16 protein-coding genes are annotated in these 18,796 nt (G+C 50.4%); 6 read left to right on the top strand and 10 right to left on the bottom strand.

Annotation, left to right across the window (positions count from 1 at the left end; translation table 11 throughout):
• Nucleotides 1-7 precede the first annotated feature (7 nt).
• The 3 genes from ACZ520_RS15970 to ACZ520_RS15960 are packed head-to-tail and all read right to left on the bottom strand — an operon-like array spanning nucleotide 8 to nucleotide 2,268.
• The gene (locus ACZ520_RS15970) at nucleotides 8-1,066 is read right to left on the bottom strand and encodes an outer membrane beta-barrel protein (RefSeq protein WP_464126492.1); all 1,059 of its coding nucleotides are present in this window, start codon (nucleotides 1,064-1,066) and stop codon (nucleotides 8-10) included.
• Nucleotides 1,066-1,671 carry a hypothetical protein gene (locus ACZ520_RS15965; RefSeq protein WP_464126490.1) on the bottom strand — a complete coding sequence of 202 codons (606 nt, stop codon included), beginning with the start codon at nucleotides 1,669-1,671 and terminating at the stop codon, nucleotides 1,066-1,068. Before ACZ520_RS15965 ends, ACZ520_RS15970 begins: the two co-directional genes overlap by 1 nt.
• A 3-nt stretch (nucleotides 1,672-1,674) precedes the next feature.
• Nucleotides 1,675-2,268 carry a hypothetical protein gene (locus tag ACZ520_RS15960; protein WP_464126488.1) on the bottom strand — a complete coding sequence of 198 codons (594 nt, stop codon included), beginning with the start codon at nucleotides 2,266-2,268 and terminating at the stop codon, nucleotides 1,675-1,677.
• 233 nt (nucleotides 2,269-2,501) lie between these two features.
• Between ACZ520_RS15960 and ACZ520_RS15955 the strand changes: the two genes are divergently transcribed.
• The 4 genes from ACZ520_RS15955 to ACZ520_RS15940 all read left to right on the top strand — a co-directional run bounded on the left by ACZ520_RS15955 (nucleotide 2,502) and on the right by ACZ520_RS15940 (nucleotide 4,878).
• Nucleotides 2,502-3,686 (top strand): sensor histidine kinase, encoded by a 1,185-nt coding sequence (locus ACZ520_RS15955; protein WP_464126486.1) that lies wholly within the window; start codon nucleotides 2,502-2,504, stop codon nucleotides 3,684-3,686.
• Nucleotides 3,686-4,210, top strand: coding sequence for a response regulator transcription factor (locus tag ACZ520_RS15950; RefSeq protein WP_464126484.1), 525 nt, complete (start codon nucleotides 3,686-3,688; stop codon nucleotides 4,208-4,210). The genes ACZ520_RS15955 and ACZ520_RS15950 overlap by 1 nt, the downstream gene beginning before the upstream one ends.
• Before the next feature lie 145 nt (nucleotides 4,211-4,355).
• Nucleotides 4,356-4,646: a BrnT family toxin gene (locus tag ACZ520_RS15945; RefSeq protein ID WP_464126482.1), complete on the top strand. Its 291-nt coding sequence runs from the start codon at nucleotides 4,356-4,358 to the stop codon at nucleotides 4,644-4,646.
• Nucleotides 4,636-4,878: a BrnA antitoxin family protein gene (locus ACZ520_RS15940; RefSeq protein WP_088564174.1), complete on the top strand. Its 243-nt coding sequence runs from the start codon at nucleotides 4,636-4,638 to the stop codon at nucleotides 4,876-4,878. The genes ACZ520_RS15945 and ACZ520_RS15940 overlap by 11 nt, the downstream gene beginning before the upstream one ends.
• 16 nt (nucleotides 4,879-4,894) lie before the next feature.
• Here the strand turns inward: ACZ520_RS15940 and lspA are convergent, their stop codons facing one another.
• The 6 genes from lspA to ACZ520_RS15910 all read right to left on the bottom strand — a co-directional run bounded on the left by lspA (nucleotide 4,895) and on the right by ACZ520_RS15910 (nucleotide 12,147).
• Nucleotides 4,895-5,404, bottom strand: a complete 510-nt coding sequence (gene lspA / locus ACZ520_RS15935; protein WP_088564175.1) for a signal peptidase II — start codon at nucleotides 5,402-5,404, stop codon at nucleotides 4,895-4,897.
• A gap of 57 nt (nucleotides 5,405-5,461) precedes the next feature.
• Entirely contained in the window at nucleotides 5,462-6,067 is a 606-nt protein-coding gene (locus ACZ520_RS15930) for a hypothetical protein (protein ID WP_464126480.1), read from the bottom strand.
• Between the two features lie 261 nt (nucleotides 6,068-6,328).
• Entirely contained in the window at nucleotides 6,329-7,120 is a 792-nt protein-coding gene (locus tag ACZ520_RS15925; RefSeq protein WP_464126478.1) for a siderophore-interacting protein, read from the bottom strand.
• 156 nt (nucleotides 7,121-7,276) lie between these two features.
• Nucleotides 7,277-8,800, bottom strand: a complete 1,524-nt coding sequence (locus tag ACZ520_RS15920; protein ID WP_464126476.1) for a sigma-54-dependent transcriptional regulator — start codon at nucleotides 8,798-8,800, stop codon at nucleotides 7,277-7,279.
• Complete coding sequence (locus ACZ520_RS15915; RefSeq protein WP_416479945.1) at nucleotides 8,793-10,598, bottom strand: ATP-binding protein; 1,806 nt, start codon at nucleotides 10,596-10,598, stop codon at nucleotides 8,793-8,795. Before ACZ520_RS15915 ends, ACZ520_RS15920 begins: the two co-directional genes overlap by 8 nt.
• A 232-nt stretch (nucleotides 10,599-10,830) precedes the next feature.
• On the bottom strand, nucleotides 10,831-12,147 hold the full coding sequence (locus tag ACZ520_RS15910) for a radical SAM protein (protein ID WP_464126473.1): 1,317 nt from the start codon (nucleotides 12,145-12,147) through the stop codon (nucleotides 10,831-10,833).
• 331 nt (nucleotides 12,148-12,478) lie between these two features.
• Here ACZ520_RS15910 and ACZ520_RS15905 point away from each other — a divergent pair, with 331 nt between their 5' ends.
• Nucleotides 12,479-16,192, top strand: coding sequence for a TolB family protein (locus ACZ520_RS15905; protein ID WP_464126471.1), 3,714 nt, complete (start codon nucleotides 12,479-12,481; stop codon nucleotides 16,190-16,192).
• Between the two features lie 60 nt (nucleotides 16,193-16,252).
• Here ACZ520_RS15905 and ACZ520_RS15900 read toward each other — a convergent pair whose 3' ends face one another.
• Nucleotides 16,253-18,226, bottom strand: coding sequence for a hypothetical protein (locus ACZ520_RS15900; RefSeq protein WP_464126469.1), 1,974 nt, complete (start codon nucleotides 18,224-18,226; stop codon nucleotides 16,253-16,255).
• 217 nt (nucleotides 18,227-18,443) lie between these two features.
• Here ACZ520_RS15900 and ACZ520_RS15895 point away from each other — a divergent pair, with 217 nt between their 5' ends.
• On the top strand, nucleotides 18,444-18,704 hold the full coding sequence (locus ACZ520_RS15895) for a 2Fe-2S iron-sulfur cluster binding domain-containing protein (protein WP_374031235.1): 261 nt from the start codon (nucleotides 18,444-18,446) through the stop codon (nucleotides 18,702-18,704).
• Nucleotides 18,705-18,796: the final 92 nt, after the last annotated feature.

Genomic DNA, 18,796 nt, shown 5'->3' with positions numbered 1-18,796 from the left:
CAGGCTCCTAGAATGAATGGGCCGGGTGGGCGCCAAGGATCGCCACCCACTGCAGTTCGATTTTCTGGCTGATGGTGTCGGATTCGCCCTGATAAGTTTGATTATCATAGGTGTATGCCACACGCAGCAAAGAGAACTCGCTGTTTTTAAAAGTCAAAGTCGGGACAAATCCATAATCCAGATTTTTTTGTCGGGAGCCATCGCTGATAAAGCTGCGGGACAGATCCGAGAACAAATCCACACGCAGTCCCAGGAACAGTCTTTCTGACAAAGACATCTGAGGATAGACGTAAGCACCAATGTCTTCCTGAGTGTCCGCCCCCGGCCCACTCAAGTTGCGGTACCAGATTTCAGACTGGAACAGGAAGCTGAGGGTTTTGCCCTCTGTTTTTTTAAACACAAAATCCAGACCGTAAAGCTGGGTTTTGGTTTCTGCCGCGTCGGTGCGGCCCAGATAGTTCATGCCCCATTGAAGCGCACCGGCCTCGCCGAAGTCGACAAAGTTCACCGGGTGGATGTAGTGAGTGGGCACCTGCGGCTTTTCGCCCTCATCGTGGCTGTGGCCATAAGTGTAGCCATTGGTCACACCCAGGGTGATATCCCAGTAGCTGTCCGTGGGAAGCAGAGTTGAAAACTCAGCGCCAGTATCGGCGACACCTTCCTCATCAAAGAATTCAGCCTGTACGCGGGGAGCCGACACAAACGCCCAGTCGTGCTGGTGGAACTGATTCAGTCGACCCACACCCAGAAAGAATTTTCCGACGCGGAAGCGGGAATTTGGAATCACTTTGCTGGAACCCACATAGGCTTCGTGAACTTCGGCCACGAATTCGCCTTCCTCATTGTGAGCGGCAAAGTTCAGGTAAGCATCAAAGGTCGGATCCAAAGGCCCAAAGAACATCAATTCGGCAGCGCGGATGTCCAGCTTGTTTTCGGCAGAGTCCTCGAAGTTCAGCGGCGCCACCAGATCCAGTGCGGCTGCAGATTGCATGTTTTGCAGAACCTGGGCGGAAGCTGTCGTTGCGGTGGAAGAAAGCAAAGCGGCGGTCAGAATCAGTTTTTTCATCAGTGTCCATCCTGTGGGGAAGAAAGGCGTGCATTCAAAAGTTGAGCGTTCGTGGCGGTGAAGCCCCAGGCCCGTCCAGAACCATTTCCGGGAGCGGCATCATAGTTCAGATCCAGGCTGTCCTCCGCGCTGTTATAAACTGTGTTTGTGTGGTCCATGCCAGATGCTTTGGCTCCATTCCAGATCAGCACATGGGCGGGACGTTCATTGTTATGAATGTCCAGATTGAAAGTCAAAGTTGTGGAGGCATCCACGGCAGCAAACAAAGAACTCCAGTCCTGCACCTCGCCTTGAGCATCGGCATGCACCTGCAATACATTTCCCATGCGTGTGAATGTCACCGTGAATCCACTTTGCAGGCTGGAATTTGCGAATGTGTGCAGGCTCAAGGAACCACCGTCATTCAGGGTGAAGGTGATTTCAAAATTGGCTCCGGCAGAAACAGCCGAAATACCTTCGCTCATCAGGCCTTTGCCTGAACCCAGATCATAATAGGAAGAGTCACCCACCTGCAGCGCCTTGCTGAGGTTGTCTTTGTCGGGATTGTGACCACCACCGCAAGCTGCCAAAGCCAGAGAGAAGAAAACAGTTAAAAGCTTCTTCATCGACTACTCCTGATAGCGGGGTTCGTTCGGACCCGGATTTCTGCTGCGGTGACAGTCAAAGTGATCACCGTGCATGTGACACATGAAATGGGACTTCACTTCTCCCGCACCCGCGTCGTGAGTCAGCGTTGCCCAGATGCCTCCCCCAGTCTGCCACATTTTCACATTTGTGATCTGGGACAGAGGCGCAATTTTTCTGGTGAAGATGTCAGCGGAATAAGCCAAAGAAGCGGCGAATTCATCAACGCTAAAGCTGATGTCGTTGGCAGGGGAGTCGATCACTCCCAAATCTGCAGAGTCATGGCAGTGAGCTTCCTGAGCATCGCCATGAGCATGGAAATGGCAGTCATAACCCACCACGCGGGCTGTGCCGGAGTTATCCATATAGGTCAGTTTCACGGCCGCTTCATCATCCGCTTTGAAAGTTTGAAAGCCCACCAGACCGCCGATGTTGCCGCTTTCAAAAAGTTCCAACGCCGCCACCGATGCCAAGGTCACCGGAGATTGGTTCAAAACGGTGTTGCCATGATCATGATCGTGTTCATGAGCAAATGCAGACAGAGGCAGGGCCAACAATAAAGAGAAGATGAGTTTCATAGGTTACTCCTTGGATTCTTTTGCTTCTAACAAGGCCACCTTCTAATTGCAAGATATTTGCGTTTAGGTGGCGGAACTGAATTGATTTTGGGTTTAACAATGTCTAAGTGCTTGAAATTACGAAGCAAGGGGCAGCGAATCGTTGCATATTTAAGTCTGCGGTTGCACCCCCGGGGGGCTGGGGTTACAAGGGGCCCATGCCAGGACTGATTCGTTTTCGATGGATAGCTATTGTGTCTTTGTTGCTTGGAACCATCCCGCTTTTGAAGTGGGGTTATCTGGACAAGCGCCATTTTCCGTACATTATTGCAGTGCTGACGTTGCTGGCGATCTTGAATGTTTTGGCTCACAGTATCTGGCCGAAACAAGAAGACTATGGACAGAAGCAAGTGCTGGTGCATTTGTGGGTGGATCTGCTCGCGGCTTCCGGATTGTTGTTCGTAAGTGGTTCTGCCGACAATCCGTTTGTTAGCATTCTTTGCATTCACTCATTCCTGGGTGGGATGCTTTTGCGAAAAAAAGCATCCTATGTTTTCGGAGCTTCCGTTTTGGTGCTGCTGTCGCTGTTGCAGTATGAAACCTGGCTGGACTCACAAAAGACGGTGGGAATTGATTTCTCAGAACTGTCTTTGCGCTTCCTTTCCCAGTGGGTTTTGATCACGGCCAGTTGGTTTGTCAGTCATTATTTTTCCAGTCTGCTGGCGCGTAAAGAAAAGCGCATCCGTCTTTTGCAGGACCGTCAGCATCAGGCTGATCGCTTGAAGGCTTTGGGTGCCCTGACGGCGGGTTTTTCCCATCAATTGGCAACACCGATGAATTCGCTGAAACTTCGCATGGAGCGGGGCTTGCGCAAGCTGCCGGAAGAAAGCTCTGGCGCTCGTGAGGAATTTGAAAAAGCACAGAGTTCACTTGATGAATGCGTGCGTGTTTTCCAGCACATGGCTTCAGTCTTTTCGCGCTCGTCCCAAAGCGAACTGCAACGGGTCGAACTGCCGGTGCTGGTGAAGGATTTGATTGGCGTGTGGGAAAAAGAAAATGCCGGGGTTGTGATTGAATCCCATCTGACCACTGATTCTTTGTGGTGTCGTTTGCAGACGCTGGCTTTTTCCCAGACATTGTTTGATCTTTTGGACAATGCTTTGGAGGCGTCCCCGGTGCCAAGCCCGCTTTACGTGCGCCTGTTCAAAGAGGACACCTGGGCGGTGCTGGAAGTGGTCGACAAAGGTTCGGGCATTTCGGCAGAAATCCTGTCGCGTTTGGGTGAGCCGTTTGTGACTGGCAAAGAAGCGGGCAACGGTCTGGGAATTTATTCTGCGCAAATGATGGCTCAGGCCAGCGGCGGGGATTTTGTAATCACCAATAACGTCAGCGGCAAGGGCGCCACGGCCCGCATCCGTCTGCCTTTGGAGGAAAAGTAATGGAACAACATGCAAAACGACTTTTGCTGGTGGAAGACGACCAGGGTTTGCGTGAAGTGCTGACCGAAGAACTGCAAGAGCGTGGTTTTAAGGTGAAGGCCTATGCTGATATGCCCGCGGTGGCAGAGCTGGGTGAAGTTGACTGGGCGCTTTTGGATTTGCGCGTGGGCAGTGAAAGTGGCCTGGAGCTTTTAAAAGATCTGAAGACCCGCCAGCCGCAAGTCAAAGTTGTGATGATGAGTGGCTTTGGCAGTGTGGCTTCCGCGGTGAAGGCCATGCAACTGGGTGCACATAACTTTATCGCCAAGCCAGTCACGGTGGAAATGATTTTAAGAGCCTTCAGTGATCAGGCCGAAAACATGGAGCTGCCGGAGGAAGAAATCTCCCTGGCGCGCATGGAGCGTGAATACATTGATTATGTCCTGCAAAGTTCTGAGGGTAATATCACCCAAGCCGCCAAAAAGCTGGGTCTGCACCGCCAGAGCCTTCAGCGCAAACTGCGCAAGAACATCCCCCGCAAATAAGCCAGTTCCCGGATTTATATTTCCTTCAGACCCACTCCCTCAGTTTTAAGGTCGGAGTGGGTTTTGCTTTTTAAAATCTTCAATAAAATCAGCATATTGATGTTGTAATTACGATGTATTTACATTTTTGAAGAAGCACGGTAATATGGAATTTGAGTGGGACGATGGCAAAGCCCAGAGCAACTACAAAAAACACGGAGTCAGATTCTCTGAAGCAGTGACGACGTTTCGAGACTCTCACGCGCTGGAGATGTTGGATCAGGAAAGCTCTGCTAATGAAGACCGCTGGGTAAGGTTGGGAAGGTCATCGCATTCAAGAGTCCTGGTGGTTGTCTGTTGTGAGCGTGTGAGTCCGGAACGAATTCGGATCATTTCGGCAAGAAGGGCAACATCCCGGGAAATGGAATCATATCTACGAGGTTTGCATGAAGAGTGAATTTGATTTTTCCAAAGCCAAGAAAAAGAAGCCTTTGAAAGACATCAAGGTGCTTAAGACCATTCGTTTGGATCCTGAGGTGCTGGAGTGGCTTGAAATTGAAGCTGAAAAGCAGGGGATGGGTTATCAGACATATTTGAACTGGTATTTGCGAAATGCCATGTCCAATAGAAGTTCGATTGAAGAGCGCATTGCGAAACTGGAAAAGGCTGTTTTTCCCAAGAAGGCTTAACAAATAAAAAAGGCGCCTATGTGGCGCCTTCTTCTTTTTCTTTATTCTTTTTATTTTCCAGGAACATCAACAGCAGCAGCAGTGCGACACCGCCCACGATCGCCATATCGGCGATGTTGAAGGCTGGCCAGCTCCAGCGGTTGTACAGATGGAAATCCAGGAAGTCGATCACGTAGCGGAAGCGCACGCGGTCGATGTAGTTCCCGATAGCACCACCAAAGATGCTGGATAGAGCGATGATTTGTTTTGTGTCGTCATCTTTCACTCCACGCAGGATGCCCAGAATGATCAGCAATGCGATCGGCGGCATGGACAGGAAGAAGATCTCACGGAAAGAGGGATGGCTTTCAGCCAGGAATCCAAACGCCGCACCGAAGTTTCTAACATAAGTCAGATTGAAGAAGTTCGGAATCACGATAACGGATTCGCCCAGATGGAAGTGCGTGTGAACGTACACTTTCACCAATTGGTCCAAGGCCACCAGAAGGCCGGAAATAAGCACTAACCAGATATATTTTTTCTTCATGCGGGGGAGTATAGCCTAGTTTAAATAAGATATTAAATGATTTCGTTGGGATATGGCTTACTTCAGAAGGCCCTTGGAGCGGCTGTAGCCGATCTTGATCAGCATTCTGAGGGCTTCCAGATCCGAGCTCAGGTTGAACTCGTCTTTGACTTCCTGAATCATGGCTTTGGAGCCACAATCAAGCATATCCAGGGTTTCCGGGGCGCGGGAGGTCGTCGTCAAAGTCTTTTCTGTGTAGGAAACCTGAGTCTGCGTCGCCGGTGCCGGAGGCATCGTCATCACCGGCTGAACCGGTGGCAGTACCTGCTGCTGCATCTGAGGCATGTGCTGAACTTGATGAACCGGCTGTTGCGGAGCCATCATTGGTTGTGCCTGAACCGCGGCGGCGGCAGCGGCTTGTACGACAACAGAACTAGCCTGAGGTGCGCGATCCAATTCGCCCATCATGCCGGCCAGGCTTTTCAGCTCGTTTTTGAAGTTCTGAATGCTGGGTCTTTCCAGAGAATGTTCACCATCACGGGTGGCCTTCAGATACAGGCTGACCAGAATGTCCGGAGTCGTTGCCATTTCCTTGATAGAGCTGTTCTGCACCATAAGCCATTGATAGGCTTTGAGCATTGTCTCTTTCGTGTAAGCCTGTGGCGGCAACGGATTCATGGTCATTAACTAAAAATCTCCGGGAGTGAGGGACTGAAACTACAGAGTTCGTAAGATCGAGTCAATGCAGAGACCTCACTATTTAAAACAATTCAATGCCTAAAAAATATGCATCTCTAGATAGGGGGGATTTAAGGTGATTACAAAACTAGAGGCGACGCAGAAAGGGCTCTTTTATGAAAAACTTTTTCTTGATTTGGCGGAAGAGCTTTTGTTGGTGACTCCCGAAAACCCTGTCGTTCCGGGAGTTCCAGGCCACTAAGGCCATTAAGTATTTTCGTTTTTCTTCCAGTATCCGGTGGCTTTCACCCATTCCGGATTTGCACCACGAACGGTTTCAACAAGCTCTTTGAGCTCTTTGGATGTTTGCAGCTCGGTGGCGATCCAGCAGAAATAATCACCATGTGGAAGCTTCGCTTTCAGCACAGTTTCTTTCAGTTTTACCGCTGTTCCGGGCGGGTTGTTTTCACGCAAAACCCAGTGAGTTGCCACATGGGCCTTGGATTCAAATTCGCGTTTTTCGGATTCATTTCCGATTTCAACAACCACCACGGCTTCAGCGCCAGCGGGCAGTTCGCTCAAACGGCGGGCAAATGACGGAATCGCACACTCATCACCGATCAGCAGATACCAGTCAAAGTCATAAGGAACGACCGTGGAACCGCGCGGTCCGCCGACGCCCAGATAGCTTCCCACCTGGGCTGCGCGAGCCCAGGTCGCCGCAGGCCCTTCTTCGTGCAGGAAAAATTCCAGATCAAGTTCTTTGGCGGCATTGTCAAAACGGCGTGGAGTGTAATCCCGCATGATCGGTTTTTCACCTTCCGGGAAGACCGGTCCTTGCGGGCCAAGCTCTGGAATCACGGGCATTATCTCGCCGGGCTTCGGGAAGAAGACTTTGACGTGATCATCCGGGGATGCGCTGTAAAAATCAGCGAGGTCTTCGCCGGTCAAAGTGATGCGTTTCATGCGCGGGGAAATATCAGTGATGGATTTGACCTGCAGCAGTCGGAACTTAAGATTGTGGCGAACTGACTGAGGTTTTCTGTATGTGTTTTCCATTCGAGGAACCTCCAATATCTTTAGATCTAGGAGGCGGGTTGATTTGGTGCAACCGCTTTTCGTTCAGCTCGATTATATGAATTCACATTATCATCGCGTTTGCGATTTGAAAGTTCGGAGTGCTAACGAAGAAGGCCGGGATGTCCCGGCCTTTTCTTAGTTCGAATAGTCTTTGGCGATGATGCCGTACTTTTCGATTTTTCTGAGAAGAGTCTTCTTTGGAATGTTCGCATGCAATGCTGTCTGATTGATGCGGCCGCGGAAGGTTTTCAGAGCCTTGATGATAAATTCTTTTTCGAAGGCTTCTTTCTGGGCGTTGAAATCCAGATTTTCGCCAGAGTAAGCGATCATCTCGCCGTCGTCTTCGTCCAGATCCATGCCACCGACATCGCCGTCTTCGTCATCACCCAAAGAAGCGTGAGCCTGAACTGCAGAGCTGATGCCCGCAGAAGCCACGTTCTGAGCGGTTTCCTGAACCGGAGGAACGTCGATCAGGTTTGTGCCTGTCGCGATCAACAAAGCTTCCGGCAAAGAGGCGATCGTGATCACATTGGACATTTCCAGAACGAAAGCGTGTTCGATCACGTTTTCAAGCTCACGGATGTTTCCTGGCCAGCTGTGTTTTTTCAAAACAGCCATGGCATCCGGCGCGATGCCAGTGATGCGTTTGCCATGGGCCTGGTTGAACTTGCGGATAAAGATGTTCACCATGTGTTCCATGTCGTCTTTGCGTTCAGCCAAAGCCGGCAGGAATATAGGTACAACGTTCAGGCGATAGAACAGGTCCTCACGGAAAGTGCCGGCTTTGATCATGTCCTCCAAAGGACGGTTGGTCGCAGCGATGATACGCACGTTCGTAGGGAATTCACGGTTGGAACCCACTGGAGTGAACAGTTTTTCCTGAAGCACACGCAGGATCTTCACCTGCATCAGCTGAGGCATGTCGCCCACTTCATCCAGGAACAAAGTGCCACCTTCAGCGAACTGGAATTTACCAATCTTGCGCTGGTCAGCGCCGGTGAAAGAGCCTTTTTCGTGACCGAACAATTCGGATTCAAACAGATTTTCCGGGATAGCAGAACAGTTGATTGCCACGAATTTTTCGTCTTTGCGGGCCGAGTTGAAGTGGATGGCTTTCGCCACCAGTTCTTTACCCGTACCGGAAGCACCACGGATCAGAACCGGGGTTTCCACTTTCGCCAGACGATGAATGATGTTGAACACCTTCTGCATCTGGGAGGTATGACCGATGATTTTGCGGCCTTCTTCCACCATCACGGGGGCAGAGGCGGCGATATTGGAAATCAGATTGTGGGCGTTAACGGCTTTGTCGATCAAAGCCAGCAGGTCATCACCAGCCACAGGTTTTTGCAGATAGTTGTAGGCGCCGTCTTTCACTGCCTGAATGGCAGATTCAAAGGTCGCGTGGGCCGTCATGATGATAACGATGATGCCTGGATCGAATTCTTTGATCTGACGAAGGGCTTCAAGGCCGTTCATGCGAGGCATGTCGACATCAAGCAGAACAAGGTCGTATTTCTTGTCGCCGTTTTTCACTTTCTCCATGGCATTGACGCCGTCGAAAGCTTCATCAACTTCGAAGCGCTGAGTAACCGCAAGTGCGGACTTTACCGAAAGTCTTAAGCCCTGATCATCGTCTACAACCAAAACCTTAAGCATGAGTGCCCCCTTGTTCGATGGGTAGTTCTACCGTAAATGTGGAACCATTACCATGGGAAGATTCTACAAAAATGTTTCCCTGATGTAATTCCGTGAAGTATTTCGCCAGATACAGGCCCAACCCTGAACCCTTGATAGGGGAGGATTTGACGTTTTTCGATCTGAAGAACTTCATAAAGATATTCTGCAATTCATCCTGCGGGATGCCCGGGCCCTGATCGGCCACCTGAACGATCACCTTAGAGGGTGTTTCCTCGCTGCTGACCATGATTTTCGTGTCTTCCGGGCTGTATTTGATGGCGTTTTCCACCAGGTTCGAGAACACCTGTTTCATCAGCTCCGGGTCGACTTGAACCGGGAACATGGGCTCCAGTTCCGACACGATTTGAATGCGTTTCACCTTGGCCAGGAACTCGTGCTTGCGGATAACCTCTTGCAGAAGGTTATTGATGTCCTTGCTTTGCATGTTCAGCTGCACGCCCTGACTTTCAATCTTACCGTAGCTTAAGATCGCATTGATGAATTTCAATAGATCATCAGAGGAATGTTTGATCGTGTCCACGGCCTCGCGCTGCTGGTTGCTCAGTGCGACCGAGTCGGTCAAAATCACATCGGTCATGCCCTGAATGCGCGCAATTGGCGTTTTCAAGTCATGGGACATCATGGAAATGAAGTTGGTTTTAAGCTCTTCCACCTGGCTGAGCAGTTTATTCTTCTGATAGTACTCCCAGCTACGGCGGTTTTCCACGATCAGGCGGTAAGGGATAAAGAAGTAATAACACAGGAAGATTGTCAGCAGCGGTGCCGCCATTGGCAGCCACAATCCGAAGCCCCAGTAAGCGCCCGCACATAGAATCACAAACCCCAAGAGTGTCGCGCCCAGAACAATCAGGCCGCGGGTGGGTTTCATCGTCAGCACCACTTGTGTGGTCAAAACCGACGCAATCAGAATAAACAGCCAGCTTAGGTAGCCGGAAACTTTCACCGGGCCCGAGTTTTTGATCAATGTGTCGATGACATTGGCCTGCATCTCGATGCGGGTCATGGCGGTCACTTCTCGGCTGAACGGAGTCATGATGTATTCAGCTTCATTCAAGCCCAGATCCGTCCCGATCAGAATGATTTTGTCTTTAAAACGGGAAGGGTTCACTTCACCTTTAAGAATAGCTTCAAAGGAAGTTGCCGGGTAAGAGCGCGCCGGATGGAAATCGATGTACGCCTGGTCAGTGCCATAGAAATCAAACTGACCACGGATGCTGTCCACTTGCATGGCCTGAGGATTCACCAGACTTGCCAATCGCACCGGCAGCATAGGGCGGTCCTGATAAGTCAGAATCATACGACGGGTGACACCGTCTTTGGCAAAGTTCACCAGATCGGTTGTCTTGGGTGCAGGAGAAATCGAGACCTGTTCCAGAGGCTCTTGCAGGAACATCTGGTTTTCTTCACCCTTCATGGGCGTCGTGCGACCGGCGACAAAAACATGCGGAGAAGCAACAATGGCTGATTCCCAGGCATTCTTTTCGTCAAGCGTTCCTGGAACCTCATCAAAGGCAAAATCATAGGCAATGGCTTTAGCGCCGCTGTCATTCAGAGCCTTCAACAGAGCAATCTGTTCCGGGGCGGAAGGATAACCTTTATAGAACTGAACAGTCTGTGGAGTGATATAAATCAGCTCGACGTTGCCGGAAGTGGAATTGAGGATTTTTGTGCGAACCCGCAGATCGTAAAGATAGGACTCAAGATAATCCAGGTTGGTTTGGCCGATGAAAAAAGAAATCCCCACTGCGAACAACATTCGCAGCGCAAGTGCTTGGTAGGAGCGTCTTTTGGAGGCTCCGGATTTCTCTTCAAGGGAGGGAGGAAGAGTCATACAACCTGTCTTTAAAGTTTAATCAATTCTGATTAGCGAACCGGGATGCAGCCTTCGCCAGTACCGCCGCCAGGACCGGCCAGCTTGGTAGTGGATGAAGGTTTGGGCTTCAGAGGTTTGATTTTTTTGATATGTGTTTGCTGTGTCATAGTTTCCTCTAGCAGGTGGCCCTGCTTAATTTATAGTACATAAAAGTGGTTCCAATCAAGCTGCGCGTGCGGAAGCAGAACTGACCGTCCTTTTGGTGCTTGCTGCCCGTGCCTTTCTTGTGGATGAACATGCAGCCGCCACCGCATAGGAACCGGGCCCAGCAGCTTTGGCAGTTGTTTTTTTCAATCAATGGCGCCTGTTCGGCCTCCATGCGGGCAAAGTCAACGTCTGTGCCTTGTCCGACTTTTTCTTCCTGATTTCCCACTTCCCAAGGGCAAGTGAACAGGTTGTTTTTGGCATCCATCATCAGGAAGGATTTGCCAGAGCCGCAGAAGTTTTCCGTCTGCTGCTGATTGTCCAGTGCATTGAAGTACTGGTCGAAGATGCCCACTTTACGAAGCTCTTCCTCGCCGCCGGCTTTGAAGGCCATTTCAGCGATCTGATTCATCTGATCGACGAACAGCTTGTTGCTGGCATCGTCATTTTCTTCCACTGAGTAAGTGAACTCATAGCGGTCCGCATTCAGGGTTTTGTAAAACTCGTAAGCTTTTACCAGCTCCAGGTTTTCACGGTTGAAAACGCCGTGCAAAGTCAAACGACCCAGGGATTCGCGAACGGCAGCAAGCTGTTTCAGACCTTCAACAACCAACGAAGTGCTGCCGCGACCGTCTTTGGAAGGGCGGGCCTTGTCGTTGGTTTCTGCCGGGCCGTCCAGGCTGACGGTGACATTGGTTTTCAATGAAGTCAGAACTTTCAAAGTTCTTTCGTTGATCAAAGTGCCGTTGGTCACAATCGAAAAAGACGCGTGAATGTTCTGGCCCGCGGTCATCAAACGAACATAGTTGCCGATTTCCTGAATGCCGTCCGGGTAAAGCAACGGTTCGCCGCCCAGGAACGTGATGTTGAATCTGCCACCGGCAGGAACACGCTCCAGGAAGAACTTCAACTGCGGCAAAGTTTTTTCAACGTTGATTTTGGTTTGAGCGGAACCATAAGTTCCATCGCCACCGGCTGCACAGTAAGTGCATTTCAAGTTGCAGATCTGGGTCACGTTGATAGTCAGGCTGCGAATGCCCACAGAAAGGCGGCCGGATTTAACGTCAGGGCTGTTTTCCAGCTCCCAGTTTTTCAGCGCCACGGCGGCATCGTCAGAACCCAAGGATTCCTGACTCATCTGGTTCCAGGTGTCTTCAGAAATCTCGGCGATTTCAAGATTGCGGGCATGGAAAGCCAGGGGAGCTCCTTGGTTCCATTTGAATGCCACAATGTCTTTAAATCGTCTTTGTTCCATAGTCAGTCCAAGGTATTGCAATAAGCGTTCCATAATGAGACACGGCAAGGCCTTAACTTAATTAAGTAATTTCATATACTTAGGAATGCGTAAGGTGGTGTATTTTTGGCCTCTTTTCGGGGGGCTGGGAGCAAAAGGAAACTATTTCAGGGGGTGTCTAAAAGGTCCCTAGGTCCCTTGGTGGGCGGCAAAGGCGAGGAAACTCGCGAGCTGCGCTCCATTTGTCGAAGGAAAACTCATGCTTTTCCGAATGATAAGTTCCATATTCTCAAATCAACCCGGTGTGGGACCAGATACGGAAAAACAGGGGATTTTCAGAGGCAAAATCCTTCAGTGGGGCCTTGGGGGTTCCGATAAATTCTGTATGGTATTGCATATCCTGTACGTCCTTGTGGCGATATTCATTTTCGCGGGTTGTTCCATCGAGGCTAATCTTGAGGATCTGACCAGTCGTAATCAGTTGTTCATCGTTTTGGATGAAAGCAACAAGGCCATTAATTCCTCCAACATTCGCTCTTACGTCATCAAAGGTTCGTGCCAGCATGTGGGTGAGCCTGTGCAGATCTCTCTGGAGGGGCGTGGAACTTTCGAGGGTCTTTGTGATGCATCAAAGACTTTCGAGGTGGTTCTGGATCTGGATGGTTTGTCCGAGGGAGAAATCCAGATGACGGTTTCACAAAATGAAACTGAGATCAAAAAAACATCGCTCGATACAAAAACCATTCTTGTGGATCTGACTCCGCCGACGGTGACCGTGAATGCGCCGGACAATGCCGACAACTATCCGGTATCTTCGTTGCGTGCGAACTATCCGATCACGGGGGCTTGTTCTGATGCTTTGAATCTGGTGAAAGTTGTAACGTCCCTGCCGACTGAACATTTCCTGGTGTGCTCTGCGCTGAACCAGTGGGAGCTTCGCATGGACTTGTCGGCGCAGACGGCAAGTTCCATTGATTTTTATATTCAGCACTTTGATACGGCAGGAAATGTCTCAGAAACAAAATCTGTGACGATCAGATATCCTCAATGGCAGAAGATCAGCCCGGACGTGACATCGACTGGTTATCCGGCTGTACGCCAGATCGTGCAGTATGGGGATTCGGGGCGTGTCCTTCTATCTTCTCCGTTGCGAAACGATGATCTGGTGGATCTTGGGATTGTGAACTTTGACGGGACTGGTTTGACCCGGATAAATCCGATGTCGGGGCAGTGGGCCCTGGATACAAGTTCGGTGATCACCCCTGTTCCAAAGCACAGCCGGGCCTTGTATGTTCGTCAAACTGTGGGCCGCATACAGCTAAAAGAACTGCATTCTGTGAAACTTGACGGCAGCGGAGACCGTGTTTTGATGGGACCAACCTCGGCCAATCCAACAGGGGGCGTGACAACCTACGCTTTGACGCCGGATCAGAGCACGGTCATTGCTATTGGGGATGTGGGTTCGGCCGACAATGAATTCAGTCTGTATGCCATCAATGTTCTGACGGGTGCACAAACGAAGCTGAATGGAACCATGGTGGCCGGTGGGGATGTGCGTGAGTTCAGAATTTCTCCGGATGGATCAACTGTCGTGTTCCGTATGGATAAGGACATTGATGAAGCGATCAATCTTTACGCTGTAAATGTGAATGGCACGAATTTGCGTCGTCTTGGACCTGCGATGGGCCCCGCTCAGTCAGTGCAGTCAGACTATGTGATCAGTCCGGACAGTACATGGGTGGCATTCCGGGATAATAAAACTTTCTCCAACGGCGGCACGGCTTTTGGTGTGGTTTCGCTGGTGACGGGAGAGCTGATTGACCTTACGAGTGCCACTATCAGTGGTATAAGTCTGATGGGGTCCTTCAGTCCGAACTCCCGTTATATCACTTATCGATCGGACCGTGCCCTGGCGACATGTCTGGAATTGTTTGCCTATGATCTGCACACTCGGACGGAAGCCCGTATTACCGACACTTGCACGCTGACCACGATGGATGTGGGCGCGTGGACCTGGTCCGCGGATTCGACCAAGCTTGCTTTCACTCAGTCCATCACCGCAAACCGCTATGATCTGCATGTGGCTAATGCCGATGGGACCGGCCTTTTGCGTTTGACCACAACAACGGTGAACCGCAATGGCCTTTTTCATGGATTCAGAGACAAAGTGATCAACTTCACTCCGAATGGAAAGTACATCGTCTATCAGGCCGATGCGACCGGTGTGGATCCGGGAGCAGCTGGTGAAATGAAAATGGACCTTTTTGCGATCAAAGCTGATGGTACGGGCAGCCCGGTTCTGCTCACCACCCAGTCAACTCCAGTCGTGATTCGTGACTATCCGGTTCTTGAGATCGGTCCTCAAGGAGACCGGGTGGCCTATGTCGCTGATATTGAAGTTGATGGTAAGTACGAGATGTATTTGTCTGCTATTGATGGCAGCTCCACGCGGAAATTAAGTCCTGTCATCACCAACCCTGACGGCGACGTCGGTCTTACACAATATTTCTTTGACTGGGGCCGCAATACCGTCATGATGCTTGCCGATGACACCATTGACGCCGTCAATGGCCTGTACCGTTCAAGCCTCGGGCTTGCTGCCAGTCCGACAGTGAAGATCAATATGCCGTTGATTCGTTCCGGGGACTATTTCTTTGGGACACCACCGGCGAGTGGAACTAAAATCGCTTTCCGGGGAAATCCTGACGTGGATGGCGAAATGCATATCTATGCTGCAAATCCCAATGGCAGCAATGTCGTCCGTGTGACGAAGAATTATCCTGTCGGGGGCGGCAAGTTGGTTTCGTTTTTATTCACTGCTGATGGGGCGAAAATTATCTATACGGCTGATCAGGACACCCCTGGTTTGCTGGAGCTTTATGTGGGTGACAGCAACGGGGCTGCGCCGATCAAGGTCAGTGTCCCAATCACCAATCCTAACGGGGCAATCACGGACTTTAAGTTCAATGAGGCGACTCAGAAGATTTACTATGTCGGCGACATCACAAACGACACGATTCCGGAGCTGCATTCAGTGAATCTGGATGGAACTGGTCACATCAAAGTGACTCCTGACTTTGCTCACAGTGTGATCTACACCTTGTGGGATGTGGCCCCGGACGGCAGCTATGTGGTGATTCGCTGGGACTACGCGATTGATGAAAAATTCGAGGTCGCGAAGGTGGCTGTGGACGGCAGCGGCACTATTACCCGGTTGAACTCGGTCATCGGCAATGCTTTTGATATCGCAAACTTTGTGATTTCGCCGGATTCCCAGTGGGTTTGTTATTGGGGTGTTACGGTCACTGCGGGTCGCAATGATGTGAAAGTGGCCTCTGCAGCGAATCCCGCAGGTGTGAACCATATGGCGGCGCAAGGGGTGGACACTTCGCGTATGGGGGCGGGGTGCCGATTCTCTGAAGACTCTGAATATGCGGTTATCAATGGGGACTTTGTGACCGACGGACGCACAGTGCTGAAGACCTTCCGTATTTCTGATCAGACGCTTTTTGATATGAATCCGGGGCTTCCCGCGACGTCGCACACATCTTTGTATCAAACGTTGACGGAGGGGGCGAACAAGCGGTTGATCGCTCTCAGTGAGTCGGCACCGGACATCTACGAATTGTACAGCATGAATCTGGACGGGTCTGATCTGAGAAAAATCAGTCAGGCTCCGTATGCCGGCGGTCAGGTAAACGCCAATAACGGAACGGCCGTTAAGTTTCTGAATGACGCCAACAAAACGATAGTCTACACGGGCTTGATCGAAACCGTGGGGAAATGGGACCTGTATGCTGTGAAGTGGGATGGAACTGAAAGCAGAAAGCTGGTCACTTTGAATTCCTATGCAGACATCTATGACACCTTTGTGTCGGTGCTGACAGATCGAGTGTTCTTCCGTGCGGATAACGACAAAGACGGTGTTTTGAGTCTGTATTCTGTGAAGGGCGATGGTACTGGTTTGAAGAACCATATGCCGGGCCTGCAGGGTAATACCGGCGTCTGGTACAGCACGATGGCCACATCAAGCCATGTTCTGTTCACCAGTGATGCCTACAATTCCCAGGTGCTGGAAGTCTTTGTCGATTCATTCTAAAAAAAATCCCGGATTGCTTTCACAACCCGGGATTTCTGAATTTCTGATTTTACAGTTCAACTACATCAATGGAGCTGGCTTCGTGTGAGTGCGGTACTCACCGGCATCATCCGTGAACAGACGCAGGTCAAAGCTGCGGTTGTGGATGATGTTCTGGATGTACATCAATGAACGGTACAGACTTTCTTCGGCGAAAGTGCCGAAGCTGTACTGGATCGGAGTGTTGCCTTTTGCTGACAACACCATTTCATAGCGCATCAACTGGTGCTGCGATGTTTCTGGAACCAGAGACATCAGGAAGCCCACGCCGCGTTCGCGCCAAATGCCGATTTCCTGCAGGTCTTCAAACGCTTCGAAGCGTTTTTCAACAGTGGTTGCCGGATTGATGATGATCTGCAGACGGTCTGCGATGCGCTTGATATCGCCCGTGAATGCCGCCATCCAGTTGCCGATCGCACCTTTAGGCGGGATCAGACCACCGATGATCGGTGTGGAGCGAGGACGGCTTTTGGTTGCGATGTAAGCTTTGAACTTCGCCACAAAAGCCTCTTTCGTCATGTATGGCAGATAAGCCAGCGCATCCGGATTAAAGAAGACTTCCTGTTTGAAGTAACCATTCACGATCTTGCCGTTTTCAAAGGACCACAGATGCCAAGGGATCTTGTTGTATTCCTTCTGACCGATGGTTTCCTGAACGATTTTCTGGATCTCGCGGAAGTCGCGGGCAGAAACATCACGCATTTTCATTTCGTTGCTGGAAGTCAGGGTCACAAAACGCTGAGGCGCCCATTTGTTGTTGGAAGTGAACAACAAGTTGGAAGTCGCCAGGGTTTCTTCACCGAACAGACCAAACAGGATCTTGGACTTTTTGTATTTGGAGAAAGTATCCAGCAGGAAGTGTCTTTCCTGGTCTTTTTTGTCGAAGGAAAGAACTTTGTTTTCACCGTAAGCACGACCGGCTTCGAATTTCAGCAGGCTCAAAGAGAACTTGGTTCTGGCATCACGGAATACACCTTCAGAGGAGCCTTTGAACACGCGGTCGATACGGCGCTGTTGAGCCGGGGCTTGAGCGTCTTCCATGGTGATCGCTTCAACATCCGTCAGGTCAGCAAGAAGCTGGTTCTGAAGGTCTTTGCGGGACGCCAGCGGATTCAGGATCTTCACATCCTTGAACATAACTTTATTTTGCATCAGACCGTCATAGGCCTGAGCTGCTTGCGCGTTGTTCAGGTCAAACACGTAATCAAGCATGATCACGTCGTTTTTGCCCAAACCGGCGCTGGCTTTCAAAGGAACGAAGTTCAGCCATTTTTCGATGCGGTTGTCGATCAGGTTTACACCCAGAACTTCAAGGTCTTCCATTTCAACACCGGCGTTGGCGCCGACACCTTCACCACGAATGGCGATCAGTTTCACGCGCATTTTATTGTCGGCCATACGGAACAGGTGAACCATGAAGTTGCCGGACAGGTAAGCGTGAGTGGATGCCCCGGCTTCAAAAGAGCCTTTCAGGGTGTCGTAGCCCAGGGAAAGGATCAGGCTGATTTTGCCTTCAAATGCCACGAAGTCGCCTGGAACCAGACGGGTGATGGCTTTTTCTGCCGTCAACGGCAGGTTTCTCATTGTGTATGGCAAAGTCAGCAAAGAGTCCTTTTGGGATTTGAACTGACGGGCAAAGATGATTTCTGTGCCTTTGTTAATGCCAAAGCTGACCGGGCTGTCCATATCGTTGATCAGGTCACCGATATCCACGCCGACGTCCATGATGTATTTGTCGATACGAGTGTAGTAGCCGTCGACGTAAGAAGGCTCGGACTCGATTTTATAGCGAAGGGAAGTGGAGATACCGTCGATGATATCTGCATTCACCAGGGTCAGGCTGCCGCCGATTTCCTGCTTTGCCACTTCTTTTTTGATTTTTTCCCAGGCATTGGCAGGTTTAAGAACTTCCCATCCAGCCTGTGCCGGGGAAGTGATCATCAGTGAAAGGGCTGCGGCCAAAGCGGCAGTCACAACACGTTTTTTGAGCATCATAAGCTCTCCTCTACATACGTCCTTGAATTAAACAGCGGTCATCTATGCCGCTCTGCGAGTTCCGTAACTTTGGGGCACGTTACAACTCCGCAAGAGTGGTAGTAAATATTCTTTCAAAACACAAAGTAAAAACTCTAATGGGCCGAATTACCGGTAAATATCGCTTAGCAGTAGAAAGTATTTGGCGGTACGACCCCGGCGATGATGTGATGACAGAATGAAGGTCAAATACATCCTCAATGGTTGCGAATATGAAGTCGAAGCAGAATCTGGCCGCACGTTGCTGGATGTGGCTTTGATCGCCCGATTGAATCCTCCATACTCATGTATGGAAGGGAATTGTGGCACCTGTGAAGCCCTGATTGAGCAGGGATTCACTTCTGAAAATAAAGAGGTAAGTCGAGTTGTTCGCACCTGTCAGGCTGTACCATCGTCTGAATTTGTGATCGTGAATTATGACAAAAGCCCGACCCAATAATATGTAGATTGATTCGTGTTTCTAAACAGTTCATTCTGTTCCATATATGTCGCTTACGATAAAATTTTGGGGGGTTAGGGGCTCTCTGCCAT

It is taken from the genome of Bdellovibrio sp. BIS2 (genome assembly GCF_055398295.1).
The sequence above is the reverse complement of the archived record's forward strand: the minus strand, read 5'-3'. Positions and strand labels throughout refer to the sequence as shown.